Consider the following 16,974-nt stretch of genomic DNA (forward strand, 5'->3'; position numbering starts at 1 on the left):
TCAATATTTTTCTAAAATTATTTATTTATTGATTTTACTTATCGTCTTTTTTGTTTATACGTAAACATTTTTTTACATTTGATTTAATAAATCTAAATATAAATGAAGAACAAGCTGCAGTCAATCATTATTGGCTTATTTCTGTTTGTATTTTTGAATTCAAGCTTTGCTCAGAAATATAAAAGTGAGATTATAGAATCAAAGACCTATTATCAGTTAAGGGGAGATAAAATCGTTGAATCTGGTTCGAGAATAATACAGATAAATACACGCATGGGTGATAATGATGCCAATGTGCATATTTATTATTCGAGGGGTGATAAAGTGAAAATTAAAGATGCTTGGATACAAGATATATCAGGTAATGTGATTCGCAAGTTAAAAAAGAATGAGATTGTGGATATAAGTGCTGTTAGCAGTTCAAGCCTTTATACTGATAGATATTTAAAAACGTTTGAATTAACTCATAATCAAAGGCCGTATCAGTTAGTTTATAACTATGAATGTGAGAGATCGAAATTCTTAACAATTGCAGATATTGATTGTTCGAGAACTTTACAAAAAATTAAAAATTATGAATTAATAGTAGAGACTAGTACAAGTCAGCCAATAAAATTTACCCAAGAAAATATAAATGAGCCTGAAATAGAATCGTTTGAAGGATGGATGAAGTATACTTGGAGATTTAATAACGACCCTCCTATGAAATATGAAGCATGGGCTGATAGAAATTCTATACTTGCGCCGCGACTGAAGATTGTACCTCAAAATTTCAAAGTGGGCTTAGCAGGTAGCTTTGATACTTGGCAATCTTTTGGAAACTGGATGTGGAGATTAAACGAAGGACGTGATGAATTGCCAAATTCTGAAAAAATAAAAATTTATGAATTGACTAAAGATATCACATCGGCAAAAGAAAAAGCCAGAATACTCTATCACTATATGCAAGATAATACTAGATATATCAATATCTCTACAAAAATCGGAGGTCTTCAGGCGCATCCTGCAGAATATGTGTGTACAAACAGATATGGCGATTGCAAAGCTCTAACTAACTATATGCAGGCAATGCTAAAATATGTGGGAATCCGATCCTATTATACTTTGATTGATTCTGATGATTCGGTAAATGATTTTGACACAAGTTTCCCTCACGATCCTTTTAACCATGTAATATTAACATTACCTATTGATAAGGACACTATATTTCTTGAGTGTACAAGCCAAAATCTAGCTTTCGGTTATATTCCTACATCCAATCAAGGAAGAAAAGCTTTGCTTGTAGATAAAGATAATAGTTGTTTGATTGATATACCTACTGCTAATATTGAGGATGTGAATAGTACACGTTTATTTGATGTACAAGTAAACAATGTTTATGTTAATGGAAAGTTATATTCGCAACAACGGGGCCGTAATTATGAACTTTATAAAGTTATTCAAAAAGGAATAAATAAAAATATAGCAGACAGCTATATACATGAGAATATTCTTATAGGGTCATATAGTTTAGACAATTTAAACTTTAAAGATACTGATAGAGACAGTAGCTATACAGAGTTAAATACATCATTCCGAATTGATAATGCAGTAAAGAAATACGGAAATAATCTAGTTATAACACCATTTAGCTGGAGTTTTACAGCATTCGAGTTGCCTGTAAACAGGACGCAGAATCTTCAAATCGATAATCCTATATATAAATCGGATTCAATCATTTATCATATCAATGATTTTAAAATAAATAAAGTTCCTGATAATATATTGATTGATACGCCTTATGGTATTTATAAAGTTGAATACCATATAGAAAACGAACACACTTTAATAATTAATAAAGAATTTAAGCTATATAATGGTAGATATAGTTTAAAAGAATACGATGAATTCCATCGATTCATAACACATGTTACTAATAGTGAATTAAAAAACTTTTATATAGAGATTTTATGAAACACACACAGCTAATTATTTATATTATAGGAATATCTTCCTTTTTTACACAAATACATGGACAAGAAAATTTCAATTTCGATTTAGGGCGAGTAACCCAATACGAAATGGATATGACCAGTTATGATAAAGATCCTGAAGCAGAAGCGTTAGTTATTTCCCATAATGGTCACTATTCTTTTATTTACGATGACCGTAGAGGATTCGAAATATATATGGTAAATAAAGTGAAAATAAAGATTCTGAAACAAGCCGGAATAGATTATGCTACATTCGATATCCCTTTTTATGATGATTTTCAATCATGGGAAGAAGTAATGGATATTAAAGGCGTTACCTATAATTTTGAAAATGGAGAATTAAGGACGACCACTTTAGAAAAAAACTCTATATTCGAAAAAAAACATAGAGACGATTATAAATCAAAGACATTTACTCTACCTAATGTAAAAGAAGGCTCAATCATAGAAGTAAGTTATACTATCCGGACACCTCATATTTTCAGAATGCGTGAATGGAGGTTCCAAAGGAAGATACCAGTTTTATTTAGTGAACTCAAATACAAGGCGATACCATTCTATACTTATACTTATATTCTTACCGGAAGAAATAAATTCGACAATTTTAATTCCAAGGTTCTAAATAATACACAGCGTCTTGGGCCTGCAGAATATAGAGAGGTCGAATATACATTCGGAATGAGGGATTTACCTGCTTTTCGGGATGAAGAATTTATTACATCTATTAATGATTATATCATTAGATTGAATATGCAACTCTCTGAGTATACTCAAATGAATGGAGTAAAAAAGACTTACATGAGTACATGGCCAGAAATTTGTAATGAATTAATTAAATCTCAATACTTTGGAAAATATATTAATGCAACTGAAAAAGAAGCTAAAAAAGTACTCCCTACTCTAGGATTAGAGGGTAAATCAGACCTTGAAAAAGTAAAGATAATTTCCGATCATGTTAAAATGATGTATAATTGGAATGGTTATCGTGGACGATATATTGATGGTGAAAAACTATCTAATTTTATAAAACAAAAAACTGGAAACTCTGCTAATTTGAATCTATATCTTATCGGTCTATTACGTGCTGCTAATTTAGACGCACATCCGGTGATTATTAGCACACGATCTAATGGTACAGTTAGTAAAAATCACCCATTTATATCCTTTTTTGACTATGTTTTGGCTGTTGTAAAGATTGGCGAAGAAGAACATTTCGTCGATGCAACAGAGTCTTTACTTGCATATAATGAGCTACCTTCTAGGTGCGTAAATGTGTCGGGATTAATTGTAAAACCTAAAAATGCTGAATCTTGGACATTTATAGTTCAAAATGGAATATCTACAACAACAAAAGAATTTAATATCAAAATTGATCTAGATAAGGGGCAGCAGACTGTTGCCACTAAATATACAGCTTCTGGAAATGATGCATTCCATTATAGGAAACAATATTTATTTAATAAAGAAGATTTGTCCTCTTACTTTAAAAAGGAGCATAATATTGATGCTATAAATGGCGTAAAAGTAGAAAATTACAAAGAAAGAGATAAAGAATTCATAGCTAGTTTCCAATTTAATCAGCAGATCGAAGGCGCTTCTGATAAAATATTTATAAAACCTTTCTGTGATCTATCTATAAAAGAAAATCCATTTAAGAAAAATTCAAGGAATTTACCTATTGATATGATTTTCATTCAAGGTGAGAAATATAAATCTGTAATTGAAATCCCAGATGGCTATGAAGTTGAGTTTATTCCTAAATCTTCTCACCCTAAAAATGAGACAATGGCTATTAATTATGATGCTAAGGTAGATGGAAATAAAATTATCATTGAAGCAGGATATGAAATGAATAAGAATATATTTTCGGCAGGTGAGTATAATATATTGAAAGCAATGTTTGCAGGAGCTATTGGTCGATTTTCGGAAATGGTAGTTCTGGTCAAAAAATAATCAAATATAGCATATAAAAATAGACCTCGAAGTACACACTTCGAGGTCTATTTTTATTGTTCGATTAAAGAAGAATTAATATACGTGTCCATCTTCTTTAAGGTCTTTAGCATCAAACTTCTTCTTCTCTAGTGCATTCCAAGCATAGAATATATATGCTAGCACAAACGGAACAAGAAGTGATACAACAGACATAACTTCTAATGTAAATAAGCTTGAAGAAGAATTTTCAATAGTCAATGAATTATTGAAAACACCAGGTGCTGTTTCTATTACAGATGGATAGTATGCTGTGTTGTTCCAGCCTGCAATAACAAGCAAGAATGTAACCGTAAGTACTGTCCCTACTCCTGCAAACCAAATACCAGCTGTATATTTGCTATCCAAAACAGTTTTTATAATACCCCAAAGCACAGCTACAACTCCAAGTAAGAAGAATGCAGCAACAATAGGCATCTCAATAAGGTTCATGAAATATTTGTAAGGAACCATTATTACATCTTTTGTTGTAGGATCAACACCGAATCCATCAGCAAGTAGTGTCCATATCAAGAATCCCAAGAATCCTACAAGGAAAGGAACTGTATTTATAATAAGGTGCTTGCGTGATCTTTTCACTAACTCTTCCTCTTTCAATCTATTGATAAAGAATAGACAAGCAAGTACACGAGCTAAGAAAAGAACTGCTATACCTAATAACCAGCTGCGAGGGCTAGCTAGAGCTTCAAGTCCATGCAATGAGTTTTGCCATGCACTGATAGCTACTGTGTGTGTTGCATCTCCAGTCAATACATTAGCAATATTTCCTTTACCTACTGTAAATTCAGAACCGGTATAGAATGTAGCTACTGCGGCTCCTATCAAGAATGTTCCCAATACTCCATTAGCAAATAAGAAACCTTTATAAGTTTTTGCGCCTAAAAAGTTATTCGGCTTATTCATATATTCATAAGAAACAGCTTGAGCAACAAAGCATAATAAGATTAATGCCCAAACCCAATAAGCTCCACTGAAACTTGTCGAATAGAATAATGGGAATGAAGCAAAGAATGCACCTCCGAAAGTAACCAAAGTTGTAAATGTATATTCCCATTTACGTCCAAGGGCGTTAACCAATATCATACTTTCTTTATCATTCTTCGGTAAAGAGTACAGCATTGATTGTCCTCCCTGAACAAATAGCAGAAACACTAATAGACCTCCTAAAAGACTAATAATGAACCACCAATAGTGTTGTAGAAATTCATATGTAAACATAATTGTATCTTTTTAATTTAAGTGAACAAATTAGAGCCTTTTTATTTATCGTCATCAGATTTTGCCGGACCTTTTTTGATTTGAGTCACCATGATTCCGATTTCTGCGATAAGTAGCAACGTAAATAATCCTAAGAAGACGAAGAACGTAGTTTGTACGGCTCCTGCTGAGATGGCAGATACTGCAGCTTTCAGAGGTAATACATCTTGTATAGCCCATGGCTGACGACCAACTTCAGCAACAATCCATCCTGCCTGGCTTCCAATATATGCAATCGGAATAGTCAGTATTGCACATAGTAGTAACCATTTTTTATTTGAGATCTTATCTTTGAAAGCAAAGAAAGTTACAAGTAAGAATATTAAGAATAATGCTCCCCAAGTGTAAATCATCACATGGAATGCCCAAAATGTAAGACCTACGTGTGGTACTAACTCTTCAGGTTTTTCTAAGAATCCATATCCAAATGAAGAATAATTCTCGTCTAGAATAGCTTTCTGAGCAGCCATTTCTGTTTCGTTACCATCTTTCTCTGCAGCTAGGAAATTCTTCAAAGCTTCTTTAGCTTTCTCTCCCCTAGCCTTTTTCTCTTCAAATGATAAAGCTGTTGTTCCATCAGGTAGTTTGTATCCACCCTCGATGATATTCGTAATACCAGGGATATAAGCATCAAAATCAGAATAAGCTAAGAACGAAAGTCCACCTGGTAATGCTATTGGAGGGAAAAGATAAGGATCTTTACCATCGTTATAACTTTCTTTAGACGGGTTAGGTATAGCAAACATTATAAGATCTGCATTTGTACCTCCTTCATATAGACCTTCCATTACAGCCAATTTCATTGGTTGCTTTTCTGCAACCTGAACAGCTGATCCGTGTCCAGACCATAGCGTCAAAATTGTTGCGATTAGTCCAAAAGCAGCAGCAATTTTCATGCTTTGCAATGCAAATTTAGTATCTCTGTTTTTTAGATAATACCAAGCAGCAATACCAATTACAAATCCTGAACCTAAAATCCAAGAAGAAACAACAGTATGAAAGAATTTGTTTACTGCCATTGGAGACAATGCTACAGCAAAGAAGTCTACCATTTCGTTACGGCTAGTTATTGGATTGAACTCCATACCTGTCGGATATTGCATCCATGAGTTTGCTACAAGGATCCACCATGCTGAGATAGTAGCTCCTAGAATTGTTAACCATGTTGAAGCCAAGTGCATTTTTTTGCTTACTCGGTTCCAACCAAAGAACATAATTGAAATAAACGTTGCTTCCATAAAGAATGCAACAATACCTTCGATAGCTAGAGGTGCACCGAAAATGTCACCTACAAAATAGCTATAGTTCGACCAGTTCATACCAAACTGGAATTCCATAATCAACCCTGTAGCTATACCAATAGCAAAGTTGATTCCGAATATTTTTTGCCAAAACTTAGCAGTGAGTTTCCACTGCGTATCTCCTGTCCTGACATACATTGTTTCCATGATTGCCATAATAACCCCCAAACCTAGAGTTAGCGGGACAAACAACCAGTGATACATTGCTGTCATAGCAAACTGGGCTCTCGACCAGTCAATTAACGACGCACTAAGTAATTCCATAATGATTAATCTAAAGTTTGTTTATAATAGTTGATAATTCATTAAATTTAATTTCATCTCTCATAGAGTCGGTCATTTACATAATATTCGCTTTTCTTCATTATCTCAAAATTCAAGTTCAATAGTCAGAAAAGAAGAATGGATGAATATCAAAAACTGATAAAAGTTTAATGTTTTTTTACTCTCATAGTCTATTCATTGATGATACTTGCTAATTGATGATTTTTAATTTATTATTTTTTCGATATCGTTTTTTTTAAATTAAGCTTCTCCGACTGTGCCCCCTATTGGAGGTAAGAAACCTTCCGGATCACTAACATTTATTGGCCCTGACACTCTTTCAAACCGGTTTATATTCTCACCCAACGCAAACAGTAGTCTTTTAGCATGTTCGGGTGTTAATATTATTCTTGATTTAACTTTTGCTTTAGGTAATCCTGGCAATATTCTAACAAAATCAATAACAAATTCGGATGATGAGTGAGATATGATTGCTAAATTTGAGTATGTACCCTGTGCCACTTCTTCACTCAATTCAATTTGCACCTGATTATCTTGCTCTTTATTATCTTCCATTTTAAAACAATTTTACTTTTATTACAAAAGAAAGTAAAAAAAAACTAAAATCAAAATTTTCAATCTGCCAAATAATAGTATTGATGCTGTTTATACGTGTTTTTCATTCTCATTAATAAGGTTTTCTTCAATAGCTAATGAAGCTGTTTTTTTTCTGCGCAATACTATCAATTGTGCAATAGTCCCAATAAGTCCCATTGTCAATATAATGAAACGCCATTTACCATAGTCGAAAATGACAAATGCAGAGAAACAAACCATGCACCACATCAATCCAATCGAAATTAACTTTTCTTTAACACTGAGTCCTCCATTCACTTTATTCAAGTACCTACTAGTGATTTTATTTGCTTTTAGTTTTTCAAGTAATTTAGGTGAACTTTTAGTAAATAGGTACGCTGTTAATAGTATGAATGGAGTCGTTGGAATCCCCGGTGTAACTATTCCAATTAATCCGATTGTAAGAGAAATAATCCCTAATGATATGAAGATCAATCTTAGCATATAACTAAAATTATTTGTATTTTCCTGAAAATGAGCGTAAGTTCTATTATGTATCTTAATATACAAAGAAAGTAAAAAAAATGAAATAAGTCTAATCCGTAGAGGTATAATTTGGCGACTATTTCCATATTTCAAAAGAAAATAGTAATTTTGTGACCGAAAAACAAATATGTGTAATTATACTTGGCGAAGTTGAGCCTTATTTGTTCCCAAAAATTGGGAAAGTCTGATCATTTTATTTTCAGACTTCAGTGAGAACCTAATTATTATTTTATGAAGTACTTAAAGTACTTTTTGATAGCTGGATTGTTATTCGCAGTATTAGCATTCAGTACATCAAAGAATACTAGACCTTCGGAAGGTATTTCTCCAGGAGATTTATTTCCTCTGATTGAAAATCTTAAAGGAGAAAAAGGAACTAGACTGAATTTATCTGAATTGAGAGGAAAAAAAGTATTGGTAAACTTTTGGGCAGCCTATGATGCAGCCTCTCACATTGAAAATGTTCTGATGGCAAAGAAATTACAGCAATCTGAGTATGCTATACAATTGATTTCTGTTTCTTTGGATGAAAGTGAAGCGGTTTTTGAAAAAACAATTGCATTTGATAAGGTTGATATAGCCAATCAGTTTTGGGCAGATCAAGATTCGAAAGATGCATTAAAAAAGCGCTATCGTTTGACAAAAGGATTTAAAAGCTATTTACTGGATGAAGAAGGTAAGATTTTAGCTATGAATCTGTCACCGCAGAATATTGATGAGTATTTGAACTAAATTTCAAAATGAATTATTAAAAACGCTTTACTTTTATTAAAAAGTAGAGCGTTTTATTTTTTTATTATATATTTGAAATAATGTCCCAGGGAAAAAAGTATTTCATCATGGGCTGAAAAATATAACATGACACAACAAAACGATAATTTACCAGATAAGAATATTATAGGAAAAGTTTTAGACTGGTCTTATACAAAAGCGGTTACCGGCTTTTCCGGAGTTGACTCTGCATATGAATTAGCCAATGAGTATCTATCACAAGGAGAATCATTGAGTGAGCAAGTTGATTCTTTGATCAAATGGCAAGTAGCTAAATCGGCAGCCAGCGGATTTGTTACCGGTATTGGAGGTTTAATTACTTTACCTGTTGCTGTTCCGGCCAATATCGCCAGTGTGATGTATGTCCAAATACGGATGATATGTGCTATTGCCCATATGGGAGGACATGATATAAGAAGTGACAAAGTAAAGACATTTATTTACTTATGCATGGTAGGTAATGGTGCAAAAGAACTTCTCAAAAATGTTAGCGTCAGAATCAGTGAAAAAGTTTTAATCCGAACAGTTAATTCCTTAGTTAATCAATTAAGTACAAAGCTTGCCACAAAAATAGGCGAAAAAGGGGCAACCTCTTTAGGTAAAGCTGTCCCTGTATTAGGTGGTGTTGTCGGGGGATCATTAGATGCCGTATCAACGCGTATAATAGGAAAAGTAGCTAAGAAGATATTTATCGATGAGAAAGAAAAAATGAAACAAGTTTTCGAGATATTACCTGATGCGATTGATATTGAAGAAGTTCAATAATCAATCTAAATACCTTACTTCAAAAACTAAACTGCTATTTATCAAAATACTCTAAAGCTTCTGCTACAACGAAATTACTACCGCCAATAAATATTAGGTCATTTATCGATGCTTGTTCTCGAGCTTTGTTTATAGCTTCCTTAATAGATACGTAGCTTTTTCCTTGAAGACTATTTTCCATCGCAATCTCCTGAAGCTTTACTTCATTGAGCGAACGGGGACTATCTGCTTTCGTGAAGTAATACGTAGCATTTTTAGGTAATAAATGGATAACTGCTGATGCATCTTTATCTCCAGCCATTCCGATAATGAAATGAAGTTTGTTATATCTTTCGGTGGCTAATTGTTCTACAATATATTTAATCCCCCCCTCATTATGAGCCGTATCACATATTACACGTGGATGCTGCTGCAATATCTGCCATCTTCCTTGTAATCCGGTAAGCTCCATTACGTATGCGAAACCCGATTGAACAGCTTTAGTTGAGATATGATAACCTTTTTGTTGTAAAACATTTACTGCTGCTAAAATTGTTGAAGCATTTTTTTGCTGGGCTAAACCACGAAGTTCACCTTTCATTGAACCGAAGTCACGAGTTAAAAACAGCCATCCGCTAGCTGTTTTTATTGAAGAAGAAATAAGATCTTGATCCTCAGCAAAAATAATAGGTGCCCCTACTCTCTCCGCTGTATCTTGAAATATTTGACGAATACTATCCTGAGCTTCTCCAATGATCACAGACACATTTTTCTTGATTATACCAGCCTTTTCTATCGCTATTTTCTCAAGTGTATCCCCTAAAAATTGTGTATGATCTTTGCTTATATTAGTAATTATAGCAAGATCAGGAGTAATTATATTAGTACTATCAAGACGCCCACCCAAACCAACTTCAATGATTGCAACATCTACTTTTTCATCAGCGAAATATTTAAATGCAATCATCATTGTTAATTCGAAAAATGATGGTTTAATTGGCTCAAAATCGTCTTTATATGTATTTACAAAATCAACGATATACTCCTTAGATATTTTCTCTCCATTAATACGGATTCTTTCTCTGAAATCAACTAGATGCGGCGATGTGAATAAGCCAACCTTATATCCTGATTGCTCAAGAATTGCAGCTAAAGTATGCGATGTAGAACCTTTTCCATTAGTTCCTCCTACATGTATAGTTTTGAATTTGGTATGAGGATGATCAAACAATTTATCGAGGGCCAAACTATTGTCTAGTCCTTCTTTATAAGCACTCCCTCCTACTCTTTGAAAATCAGGATGCTGATTATATAAATATTCAATTGTCTTAGTATATTTCATCAAATCAAATAATTTGTTCCAAAATTAGAGTATTAAACTATGCAAGTTAGGAAATATTATTCTCTATATAGCGATTTGCTATTTAATTTTTAACTATTTACGAAAACAGCTCCCTAAACGCCTCTTCAACTTTACGAATTTGAACAATCTCAATTTTAGTTTTAGAAGTGAAACCTTTCAAATTATTCTGAGGTATAAGTATTCTATTGAATCCAAGTTTCTCTGCTTCTAATATTCGCTGCTCTATTCTATTTACCGGGCGTATTTCTCCAGATAGACCTACTTCTCCGGTGATACAGATGTTTCGATCAATAGCTATATCCAGATTCGATGAAAGCACGGCACTCAATACCGATAGATCCATTCCCGGATCATTAACACGTAGACCACCTGCAATATTTAAAAATACGTCTTTTTGCATCAATTTGAATCCTGCTCGTTTTTCTAATACTGCTAACAACATATTCATCCTTCTGATATCAAATCCCGTAGCTGATCGCTGCGGTGTCCCATAAGCTGCTGTACTTACTAATGCCTGAGTCTCAATAAGGAACGGACGTATCCCCTCTATAGCTGCTGCAATCGCTACACCACTTAGCCCTTCATGATTCTGCGTTAATAACAGTTCGGAAGGATTGCTAACTTGGCGGAGCCCATCCTGCCGCATTTCGTATATTCCTAGTTCAGCAGTACTTCCAAAACGATTTTTTATACTTCGCAAAATACGATACATATAATGTTGATCACCATCAAACTGAAGTACTGTATCAACAATATGTTCCAATACTTTCGGACCAGCTATACTTCCTTCTTTATTAATATGGCCAATAAGTACAACGGGAGTACCCGTTTCTTTTGCAAACTTCAAAATACCAGCTGCACACTCTCTTACTTGCGATACACTGCCGGGTGATGATTCGACAGTATCAGTATATATAGTTTGTATTGAGTCGATAACAACAAAATCGGGTTCGACGTTTTTTATATGAGTAAATATCTGTTCAAGATTTGTTTCACATAAAATAAAACAATTTTCGCTGCTTTCTTTGATCCGATCAGCACGCATTTTTAATTGCCTTGAACTTTCCTCTCCCGAAACATATAAAGTCTTTATTTTATCAAGGTTTAATACAGTCTGTAATATTAAAGTAGATTTTCCGATTCCGGGTTCACCACCGAGTAATATAAGTGAGCCTGGTACCATACCACCTCCCAAAACTCTATTAAACTCGCTATCACCCATATCTATTCGCGGATCGTCGCCAGTAGTAACATCTTTTAGACGAAGAGGTTTCGTCCTATCAGCTTCAAATAAATGTCCACGTTTATTTTGTGGAGTTGATTTGATGACAGATTCTTCCACATAGGTATTCCATTCGCCACATATAGGACATTTTCCAACCCATTTAGGCGATTCATTTCCGCAGTTGTTGCAGAAGTATGCAACCTTTATTTTAGCCATTATTTAATTATTTTGAAGCTGTATTTTATATTTTTTGTCGTTTCTAATTGTATAATATATATACCATTTGTCCAACCTATTGTTGGTATAGAATAACTCCGATCTACATTTCCTTCAAATTTAACATCTGGATTACGATAGACGTTATATCCAGCCAGGTTGGATATAGATATATGCTTTATATAATCAGTCTTATCTTTAAGCCTAATCTTTAGTATATCGCTATTATATTCAGACCAGAATGAAAAAGCATCTCGTGCAGACTCATCGGGCTGAGTTGGATCAATCGGTTTACCATCAATATTGGCGAGTCCATACATTTTTTTGACATTTGCATTAATTGGATCTAAAAAAGGTTTCATATAATGTACTTCGCTAATATTCTTATCCCAATGATATGATAATTTACCATAATAATCAGTTCCTGAAGTATTGCTGCAACTAGTATTACCTCCAGTTAAAGTTCCAATAACTAATTTTTCTTGATTGAATAGTGGTGATCCAGAGGAGCCTTTTTCGGTAGAACCAAAACCATTTAATGTTTCAGTATATTGAACCGCCCAATGTGCGTTATTCATTGCTGCACCATCAGAATCTGTATAAGTGTTACTTCGAATAGGAGTGTTATAAGTAGATATTTTTTTTACATCACCGCTAGGATGATGAATTACTACTCCGCTTTTTGATATTTGCTCCGAAATATCCCAACCATTGAAATATACATCGTAATCATCAGGTATATGATCGTTTAATCTCAACAATGCACCATCAGAACCACCTTGTAGAGGAGTTAATACTAATATGTTTGCACCAACAATTGTTTTATAACCTTCCGGTACTTTTTTTTCGTTGACACAACCTGAAAATTCATAATTAAAATAAAATTGAATACTAGACATATCAGCTATAATACCTCTATCCTTTATACAATGTGCGGCAGTAAGCAAAAGAGGATCTTTATCATTACTCGTATTATTTATTAAACTTCCTGTACTTCTGTACCATATATTTCCTATTAGTGCATAAATACGAGTTACACTTCTTTTTTCAGTTTGCCAGTCCGTTCCCTCAGTGCAATTAATATTTACTTGGCAATAATTAGATTTGTTAAATCCTTCAGGTTCGTCAGCCAATTTGGTATAATTCACAATACCTTGATATCCATATCCTACACTTGAAATTCGAATATTTGCAGGAATATTATTGTATTCAACATATTCTAGAGTTAGTTCATCACCATATACTATTTCAGTAGAAAAACTGCCGCCATCAGGATTCGTTATGTTTGTATATGCTCCTAATACTTGGCTTTTGTCCTTGTTGTATATAAAGAGTTTATTACCCTCTGGAATGAAAAACTTGCTATAAGTTAATATTATTCCGAGAGCATCTGGGGCATTAATTTTCAGCCGGCAAATGCGTATGTCGTCCTGAATCGTTATCCAATCACCATCTTCAGTCAAATTATAATCTACTGGTAAAACTGTAGCTATTGGCGATGGCTTCGTTTGGCTAATATTAAAAGCTTCCTCACGAAGTAATTTATTTATTTGTTTTTTATTAGCTTCTACTTTATATTCATTTATTCGGCTAGAGCTAGTACTTCTTGCACTTGTTAATTTAAAGCTGGGAGGCACTCCTCCTTCACTAATTTGGGAAAATACATTTGAACTAACAAATGAGAAAATGAGTAGTAGTATTGAGATTTTTATTTTCATATTACTCTAAAAGCTGATAATTGATTGTAGTTTTTCTATATGCTCTGAAACATTCTCTCGAGAAGTTAAATACTCCGTCTCGAAAATTATTTTCGCCTGATTATAAAATGGCTCTCTCTTTTTGAGATTGATTTCGATAAATTCCAATAATTCTACCTCATTTTTATCTTTTATAAGAGGCCTTTTCATTTTATGTTCAGGAATATTTAATCTTTGGCATAGAGCCTTAGGAGTTGCTTTTAGATAAATAGTAATTCCGCTACCATTCATAATTTCCATATTATCAAAAAAGCATGGAGCACCACCTCCAGTTGCAATCACAATTCGTTTATCAGACTTACTGAGCGATTTTAAAGAATCACTTTCGATACGTCTAAAACCCGATTCACCATACTCTTCGAAAAGTTCATTAATGGTTTTATTGTGTAGTCCCTGAATATAATGATCGAGATCAATAAATTCGGCATCAAATACTTGAGCAATTGCTGACCCTAACGTCGTTTTGCCAGCTCCCATGTATCCAATGAGATATATTAAATTCATGTAATAAGTAATATTAAGATTCTAATTATTATATAAATGTAGCAAAAAAACTGAAGTTATATTATTCTTTCACTAGTTTTGCTAGCCCATCTTTGAGGAATAATTGAAAATCAGATTCAAAATTTATAGTAAAAATATCCTTGCCTATTTTTTCCTTAATTTCTTTTATATCCCAAAATCTTCCATCAGCAACTTCATCATTGTCTATATTGAGTTTGTGGTCATATATTGTATAATAACAATAACTAAGCTCGATTTCTCTATCAGTCTCAATAATATATTTTGTAATATATACGGGGATAAACTCTTTTATACCGACTTCTTCCCTTGCTTCACGCCTTACAGCTATATCGGCAGTCTCTCCAAAATCAATATGTCCGGCAACAGATGAATCCCATTTATCGGGTTGGACATCTTTCTTAGATGAACGTTTCTGCATAAAAAGTTGCCCTTTACTATTAAATATATGAAGATGGACAACTGGATGTAGTAACTTACTACCATCATGGCATTGCGATCGGCTAGCTTTGCCAATAATATTACCTTCCCCGTCCACAATTGGAAATATTTCTTCTTCAGTCATTATTCTTATTTTATGCAAAGGTATAATTATATAACTGATTCTAAAAAACAGAACAGTCTAATTATTTAGACAAATTAACGGATTTTATTTTGTTGTCTAAAAAAATAGACATAAGTTTGTATTGTAAAATCATAAAAACTATGCAACTAACAAAAGCAGAAGAACAAATAATGCAGATCCTTTGGTCGATAGGAGAAGGAACAGTCCAAGATATTCTGAGGCGCTTTGAAAGCGATAAACCAGCAAGAACAACGATTGCTACAATTTTGTCTATTCTCGAAAATAAAGGGTTTGTAACTCATCGTACCGATGGACGATCAAATGTTTACAAGGCGATTGTTTCAAAGAAAGAATACTCAAAAAAACAGTTATTTGGCATGGCTCGTGATTATTTTAATGGTTCTTTTTCATCTATGTTCTCATTTTTTGCGAAAGAAAAGAATATTTCTTTAAATGAACTAGATGAAGTTATAGAGGAGACACGTAAAATGCTAGCAGAAGAAGATACTGAAACAAAATAACTTGAAATAAGGATGGAAACTCTAATTATATATATTAGTAAAGTTGGAATTTATATCACTATTTTTTGGTTGATATATCTTGTTCTAATGCAGAAAACAACCTTTTTCAGGTTCAATAGAATATATCTAATTTGGGGAGTAATAGCATCTTTTACTTTACCTTTGATCAACTATCGATATGACGTATATATTCCAATTTCAGAGTTTGTAACTGATGTTAATGCTACGACAACATCCCAAAATATTGAAAATGATATGAATATTTGGAATATTTTAGGAGTGTTTTATATAATTGGAGCTTTCGTTATTATTTGCCGATCAATTTATTCAATCATCAAATTCCGAAAGGAAATTAAGAATAAAAAGATCACTTTGATAAATAAATATAAAATAATTGATGATCAATCTGTTGAAGTACCATTCAGTGTAATAAATTATATTTTTATCAATAGTCATATTCTTACTAAAGATGAATATAATTTGATTCTTAAACATGAGAAAGCACATGTTGACCAATATCATTGGATAGACTTGATCATAAGCGAAATAATGATTGCTACACAGTGGTTCAATCCGATTGCGTGGCAATATATAAAAAGACAAAAAGAGAATCACGAATTTTTGGCTGACCAATTTGTGATAGATACAGGAATATCGCCGGCTCTGTATCGCGCAATTTTAATTAACCAACAACTTCAAGGGCCCATATTTTCTTTTTCTAATTCGTTCAATGTTATTAAACCATTAAATCGATTGAAAATGATTACAAAAACGAGAACTTCTCCTTGGAGAAAATTAACAGCACTGGTAGTCCTACCATTAATAGGTACTTTCGTATGGATTTCGGCAAAGCCGAACTATGTATATGAAATAGAAAACAATAAGCTTTCAGCTGATACGACTAAAACCAAGATTCATGTATTTACCATAAATGATGATAGTTTGGGCAAAGGAGAGTCGGGAGAATATAAAATTTCTATTCAAGATGCAGATAGTGAGAAAAGTAATATAAAAATCACTTCTACCAAAACTGATGGACTCAATTTAACTGTAGACAAAAGCAATAATGCTGTTCAGATTCATAGACTAGATGTAACCTCTGACAGTAAAAAAGGTATAAAGCTAATTTCAACAAATGGTGATTCAAAACCATTAATAATAGTAGATGGAGAAGAGCAATCAAATGATATTCTTAAATCGCTAGACCCTAAGCAGATTGAGAAAATAGAAGTACTAAAAGGTGAATCAGCCACAGAAAAATATGGAGAAAAAGCTAAAGATGGAGCAATATTAATAACTACAAAGAAGTAAAAAATCATACAAACACTACTTTACTTCTATATAAAGAGAGCAGATAGACCGATAGGTTATCTAGCTCTCT

General features: G+C 33.2%; 15 protein-coding genes. 6 read left to right on the plus strand and 9 right to left on the minus strand.

Annotated elements, in window-relative coordinates; genetic code table 11:
* The first annotated feature begins 102 nt into the window (after window positions 1-102).
* Window positions 103-1,953 (plus strand): DUF3857 domain-containing protein, encoded by a 1,851-nt coding sequence (locus C1A06_RS05890; protein ID WP_101689314.1) that lies wholly within the window; start codon window positions 103-105, stop codon window positions 1,951-1,953.
* Window positions 1,950-3,926, plus strand: coding sequence for a DUF3858 domain-containing protein (locus C1A06_RS05895; protein WP_101689315.1), 1,977 nt, complete (start codon window positions 1,950-1,952; stop codon window positions 3,924-3,926). Before C1A06_RS05890 ends, C1A06_RS05895 begins: the two co-directional genes overlap by 4 nt.
* A 75-nt stretch (window positions 3,927-4,001) precedes the next feature.
* On the opposite strand, the gene C1A06_RS05900 is transcribed toward C1A06_RS05895, so the two are convergent.
* The 4 genes from C1A06_RS05900 to C1A06_RS05915 all read right to left on the minus strand — a co-directional run bounded on the left by C1A06_RS05900 (window position 4,002) and on the right by C1A06_RS05915 (window position 7,867).
* Complete coding sequence (locus tag C1A06_RS05900) at window positions 4,002-5,183, minus strand: cytochrome d ubiquinol oxidase subunit II (RefSeq protein WP_101689316.1); 1,182 nt, start codon at window positions 5,181-5,183, stop codon at window positions 4,002-4,004.
* 41 nt (window positions 5,184-5,224) lie between these two features.
* Window positions 5,225-6,790: a cytochrome ubiquinol oxidase subunit I gene (locus C1A06_RS05905; protein ID WP_185116823.1), complete on the minus strand. Its 1,566-nt coding sequence runs from the start codon at window positions 6,788-6,790 to the stop codon at window positions 5,225-5,227.
* 258 nt (window positions 6,791-7,048) lie between these two features.
* Window positions 7,049-7,363 (minus strand): DUF3467 domain-containing protein, encoded by a 315-nt coding sequence (locus C1A06_RS05910; protein WP_101689318.1) that lies wholly within the window; start codon window positions 7,361-7,363, stop codon window positions 7,049-7,051.
* A 90-nt stretch (window positions 7,364-7,453) separates the two neighbouring features.
* Window positions 7,454-7,867: a YbaN family protein gene (locus C1A06_RS05915; RefSeq protein ID WP_101689319.1), complete on the minus strand. Its 414-nt coding sequence runs from the start codon at window positions 7,865-7,867 to the stop codon at window positions 7,454-7,456.
* A 273-nt stretch (window positions 7,868-8,140) separates the two neighbouring features.
* Between C1A06_RS05915 and C1A06_RS05920 the strand changes: the two genes are divergently transcribed.
* Entirely contained in the window at window positions 8,141-8,641 is a 501-nt protein-coding gene (locus tag C1A06_RS05920) for a TlpA family protein disulfide reductase (protein ID WP_101689320.1), read from the plus strand.
* A gap of 126 nt (window positions 8,642-8,767) precedes the next feature.
* A complete protein-coding gene (locus tag C1A06_RS05925; protein WP_101689321.1) occupies window positions 8,768-9,445 on the plus strand; it encodes an EcsC family protein in 678 nt (225 codons plus the stop codon).
* Window positions 9,446-9,479: 34 nt separating this feature from the next.
* On the opposite strand, the gene C1A06_RS05930 is transcribed toward C1A06_RS05925, so the two are convergent.
* The 5 genes from C1A06_RS05930 to C1A06_RS05950 all read right to left on the minus strand — a co-directional run bounded on the left by C1A06_RS05930 (window position 9,480) and on the right by C1A06_RS05950 (window position 15,072).
* A complete protein-coding gene (locus tag C1A06_RS05930) occupies window positions 9,480-10,766 on the minus strand; it encodes a bifunctional folylpolyglutamate synthase/dihydrofolate synthase (protein ID WP_101689322.1) in 1,287 nt (428 codons plus the stop codon).
* A gap of 97 nt (window positions 10,767-10,863) precedes the next feature.
* Window positions 10,864-12,228 carry a DNA repair protein RadA gene (gene radA / locus C1A06_RS05935; protein ID WP_101689323.1) on the minus strand — a complete coding sequence of 455 codons (1,365 nt, stop codon included), beginning with the start codon at window positions 12,226-12,228 and terminating at the stop codon, window positions 10,864-10,866.
* On the minus strand, window positions 12,228-13,946 hold the full coding sequence (locus C1A06_RS05940; protein ID WP_101689324.1) for a trypsin-like serine peptidase: 1,719 nt from the start codon (window positions 13,944-13,946) through the stop codon (window positions 12,228-12,230). The genes radA and C1A06_RS05940 overlap by 1 nt, the downstream gene beginning before the upstream one ends.
* Before the next feature lie 6 nt (window positions 13,947-13,952).
* Window positions 13,953-14,489 (minus strand): shikimate kinase, encoded by a 537-nt coding sequence (locus C1A06_RS05945; RefSeq protein ID WP_101689325.1) that lies wholly within the window; start codon window positions 14,487-14,489, stop codon window positions 13,953-13,955.
* A gap of 61 nt (window positions 14,490-14,550) precedes the next feature.
* The gene (locus C1A06_RS05950; RefSeq protein WP_101689326.1) at window positions 14,551-15,072 is read right to left on the minus strand and encodes an NUDIX hydrolase; all 522 of its coding nucleotides are present in this window, start codon (window positions 15,070-15,072) and stop codon (window positions 14,551-14,553) included.
* 140 nt (window positions 15,073-15,212) lie between these two features.
* On the opposite strand from C1A06_RS05950, the gene C1A06_RS05955 reads away from it, so the two are divergent.
* Window positions 15,213-15,593, plus strand: coding sequence for a BlaI/MecI/CopY family transcriptional regulator (locus C1A06_RS05955; RefSeq protein WP_101689327.1), 381 nt, complete (start codon window positions 15,213-15,215; stop codon window positions 15,591-15,593).
* An 87-nt stretch (window positions 15,594-15,680) separates the two neighbouring features.
* On the plus strand, window positions 15,681-16,904 hold the full coding sequence (locus tag C1A06_RS05960; protein WP_101689328.1) for a M56 family metallopeptidase: 1,224 nt from the start codon (window positions 15,681-15,683) through the stop codon (window positions 16,902-16,904).
* Window positions 16,905-16,974 lie beyond the last annotated feature (70 nt).

It is taken from the genome of Dysgonomonas massiliensis, assembly GCF_900240225.1.
GTDB lineage: Bacteria > Bacteroidota > Bacteroidia > Bacteroidales > Dysgonomonadaceae > Dysgonomonas > Dysgonomonas massiliensis.

Bases quoted from the DNA above. Each gene is read 5' to 3' on its own strand.
- C1A06_RS05890 (WP_101689314.1), top strand. From the start codon at position 103: ATGAAGAACAAGCTGCAGTCAATCATTATTGGCTTATTTCTGTTTGTA.
- C1A06_RS05895 (WP_101689315.1), top strand. From the start codon at position 1,950: ATGAAACACACACAGCTAATTATTTATATTATAGGAATATCTTCCTTT.
- C1A06_RS05900 (WP_101689316.1), bottom strand. From the start codon at position 5,183: ATGTTTACATATGAATTTCTACAACACTATTGGTGGTTCATTATTAGT.
- C1A06_RS05910 (WP_101689318.1), bottom strand. From the start codon at position 7,363: ATGGAAGATAATAAAGAGCAAGATAATCAGGTGCAAATTGAATTGAGT.
- C1A06_RS05915 (WP_101689319.1), bottom strand. From the start codon at position 7,867: ATGCTAAGATTGATCTTCATATCATTAGGGATTATTTCTCTTACAATC.
- C1A06_RS05920 (WP_101689320.1), top strand. From the start codon at position 8,141: ATGAAGTACTTAAAGTACTTTTTGATAGCTGGATTGTTATTCGCAGTA.
- C1A06_RS05925 (WP_101689321.1), top strand. From the start codon at position 8,768: ATGACACAACAAAACGATAATTTACCAGATAAGAATATTATAGGAAAA.
- C1A06_RS05930 (WP_101689322.1), bottom strand. From the start codon at position 10,766: ATGAAATATACTAAGACAATTGAATATTTATATAATCAGCATCCTGAT.
- radA (WP_101689323.1), bottom strand. From the start codon at position 12,228: ATGGCTAAAATAAAGGTTGCATACTTCTGCAACAACTGCGGAAATGAA.
- C1A06_RS05940 (WP_101689324.1), bottom strand. From the start codon at position 13,946: ATGAAAATAAAAATCTCAATACTACTACTCATTTTCTCATTTGTTAGT.
- C1A06_RS05945 (WP_101689325.1), bottom strand. From the start codon at position 14,489: ATGAATTTAATATATCTCATTGGATACATGGGAGCTGGCAAAACGACG.
- C1A06_RS05950 (WP_101689326.1), bottom strand. From the start codon at position 15,072: ATGACTGAAGAAGAAATATTTCCAATTGTGGACGGGGAAGGTAATATT.
- C1A06_RS05955 (WP_101689327.1), top strand. From the start codon at position 15,213: ATGCAACTAACAAAAGCAGAAGAACAAATAATGCAGATCCTTTGGTCG.
- C1A06_RS05960 (WP_101689328.1), top strand. From the start codon at position 15,681: ATGCAGAAAACAACCTTTTTCAGGTTCAATAGAATATATCTAATTTGG.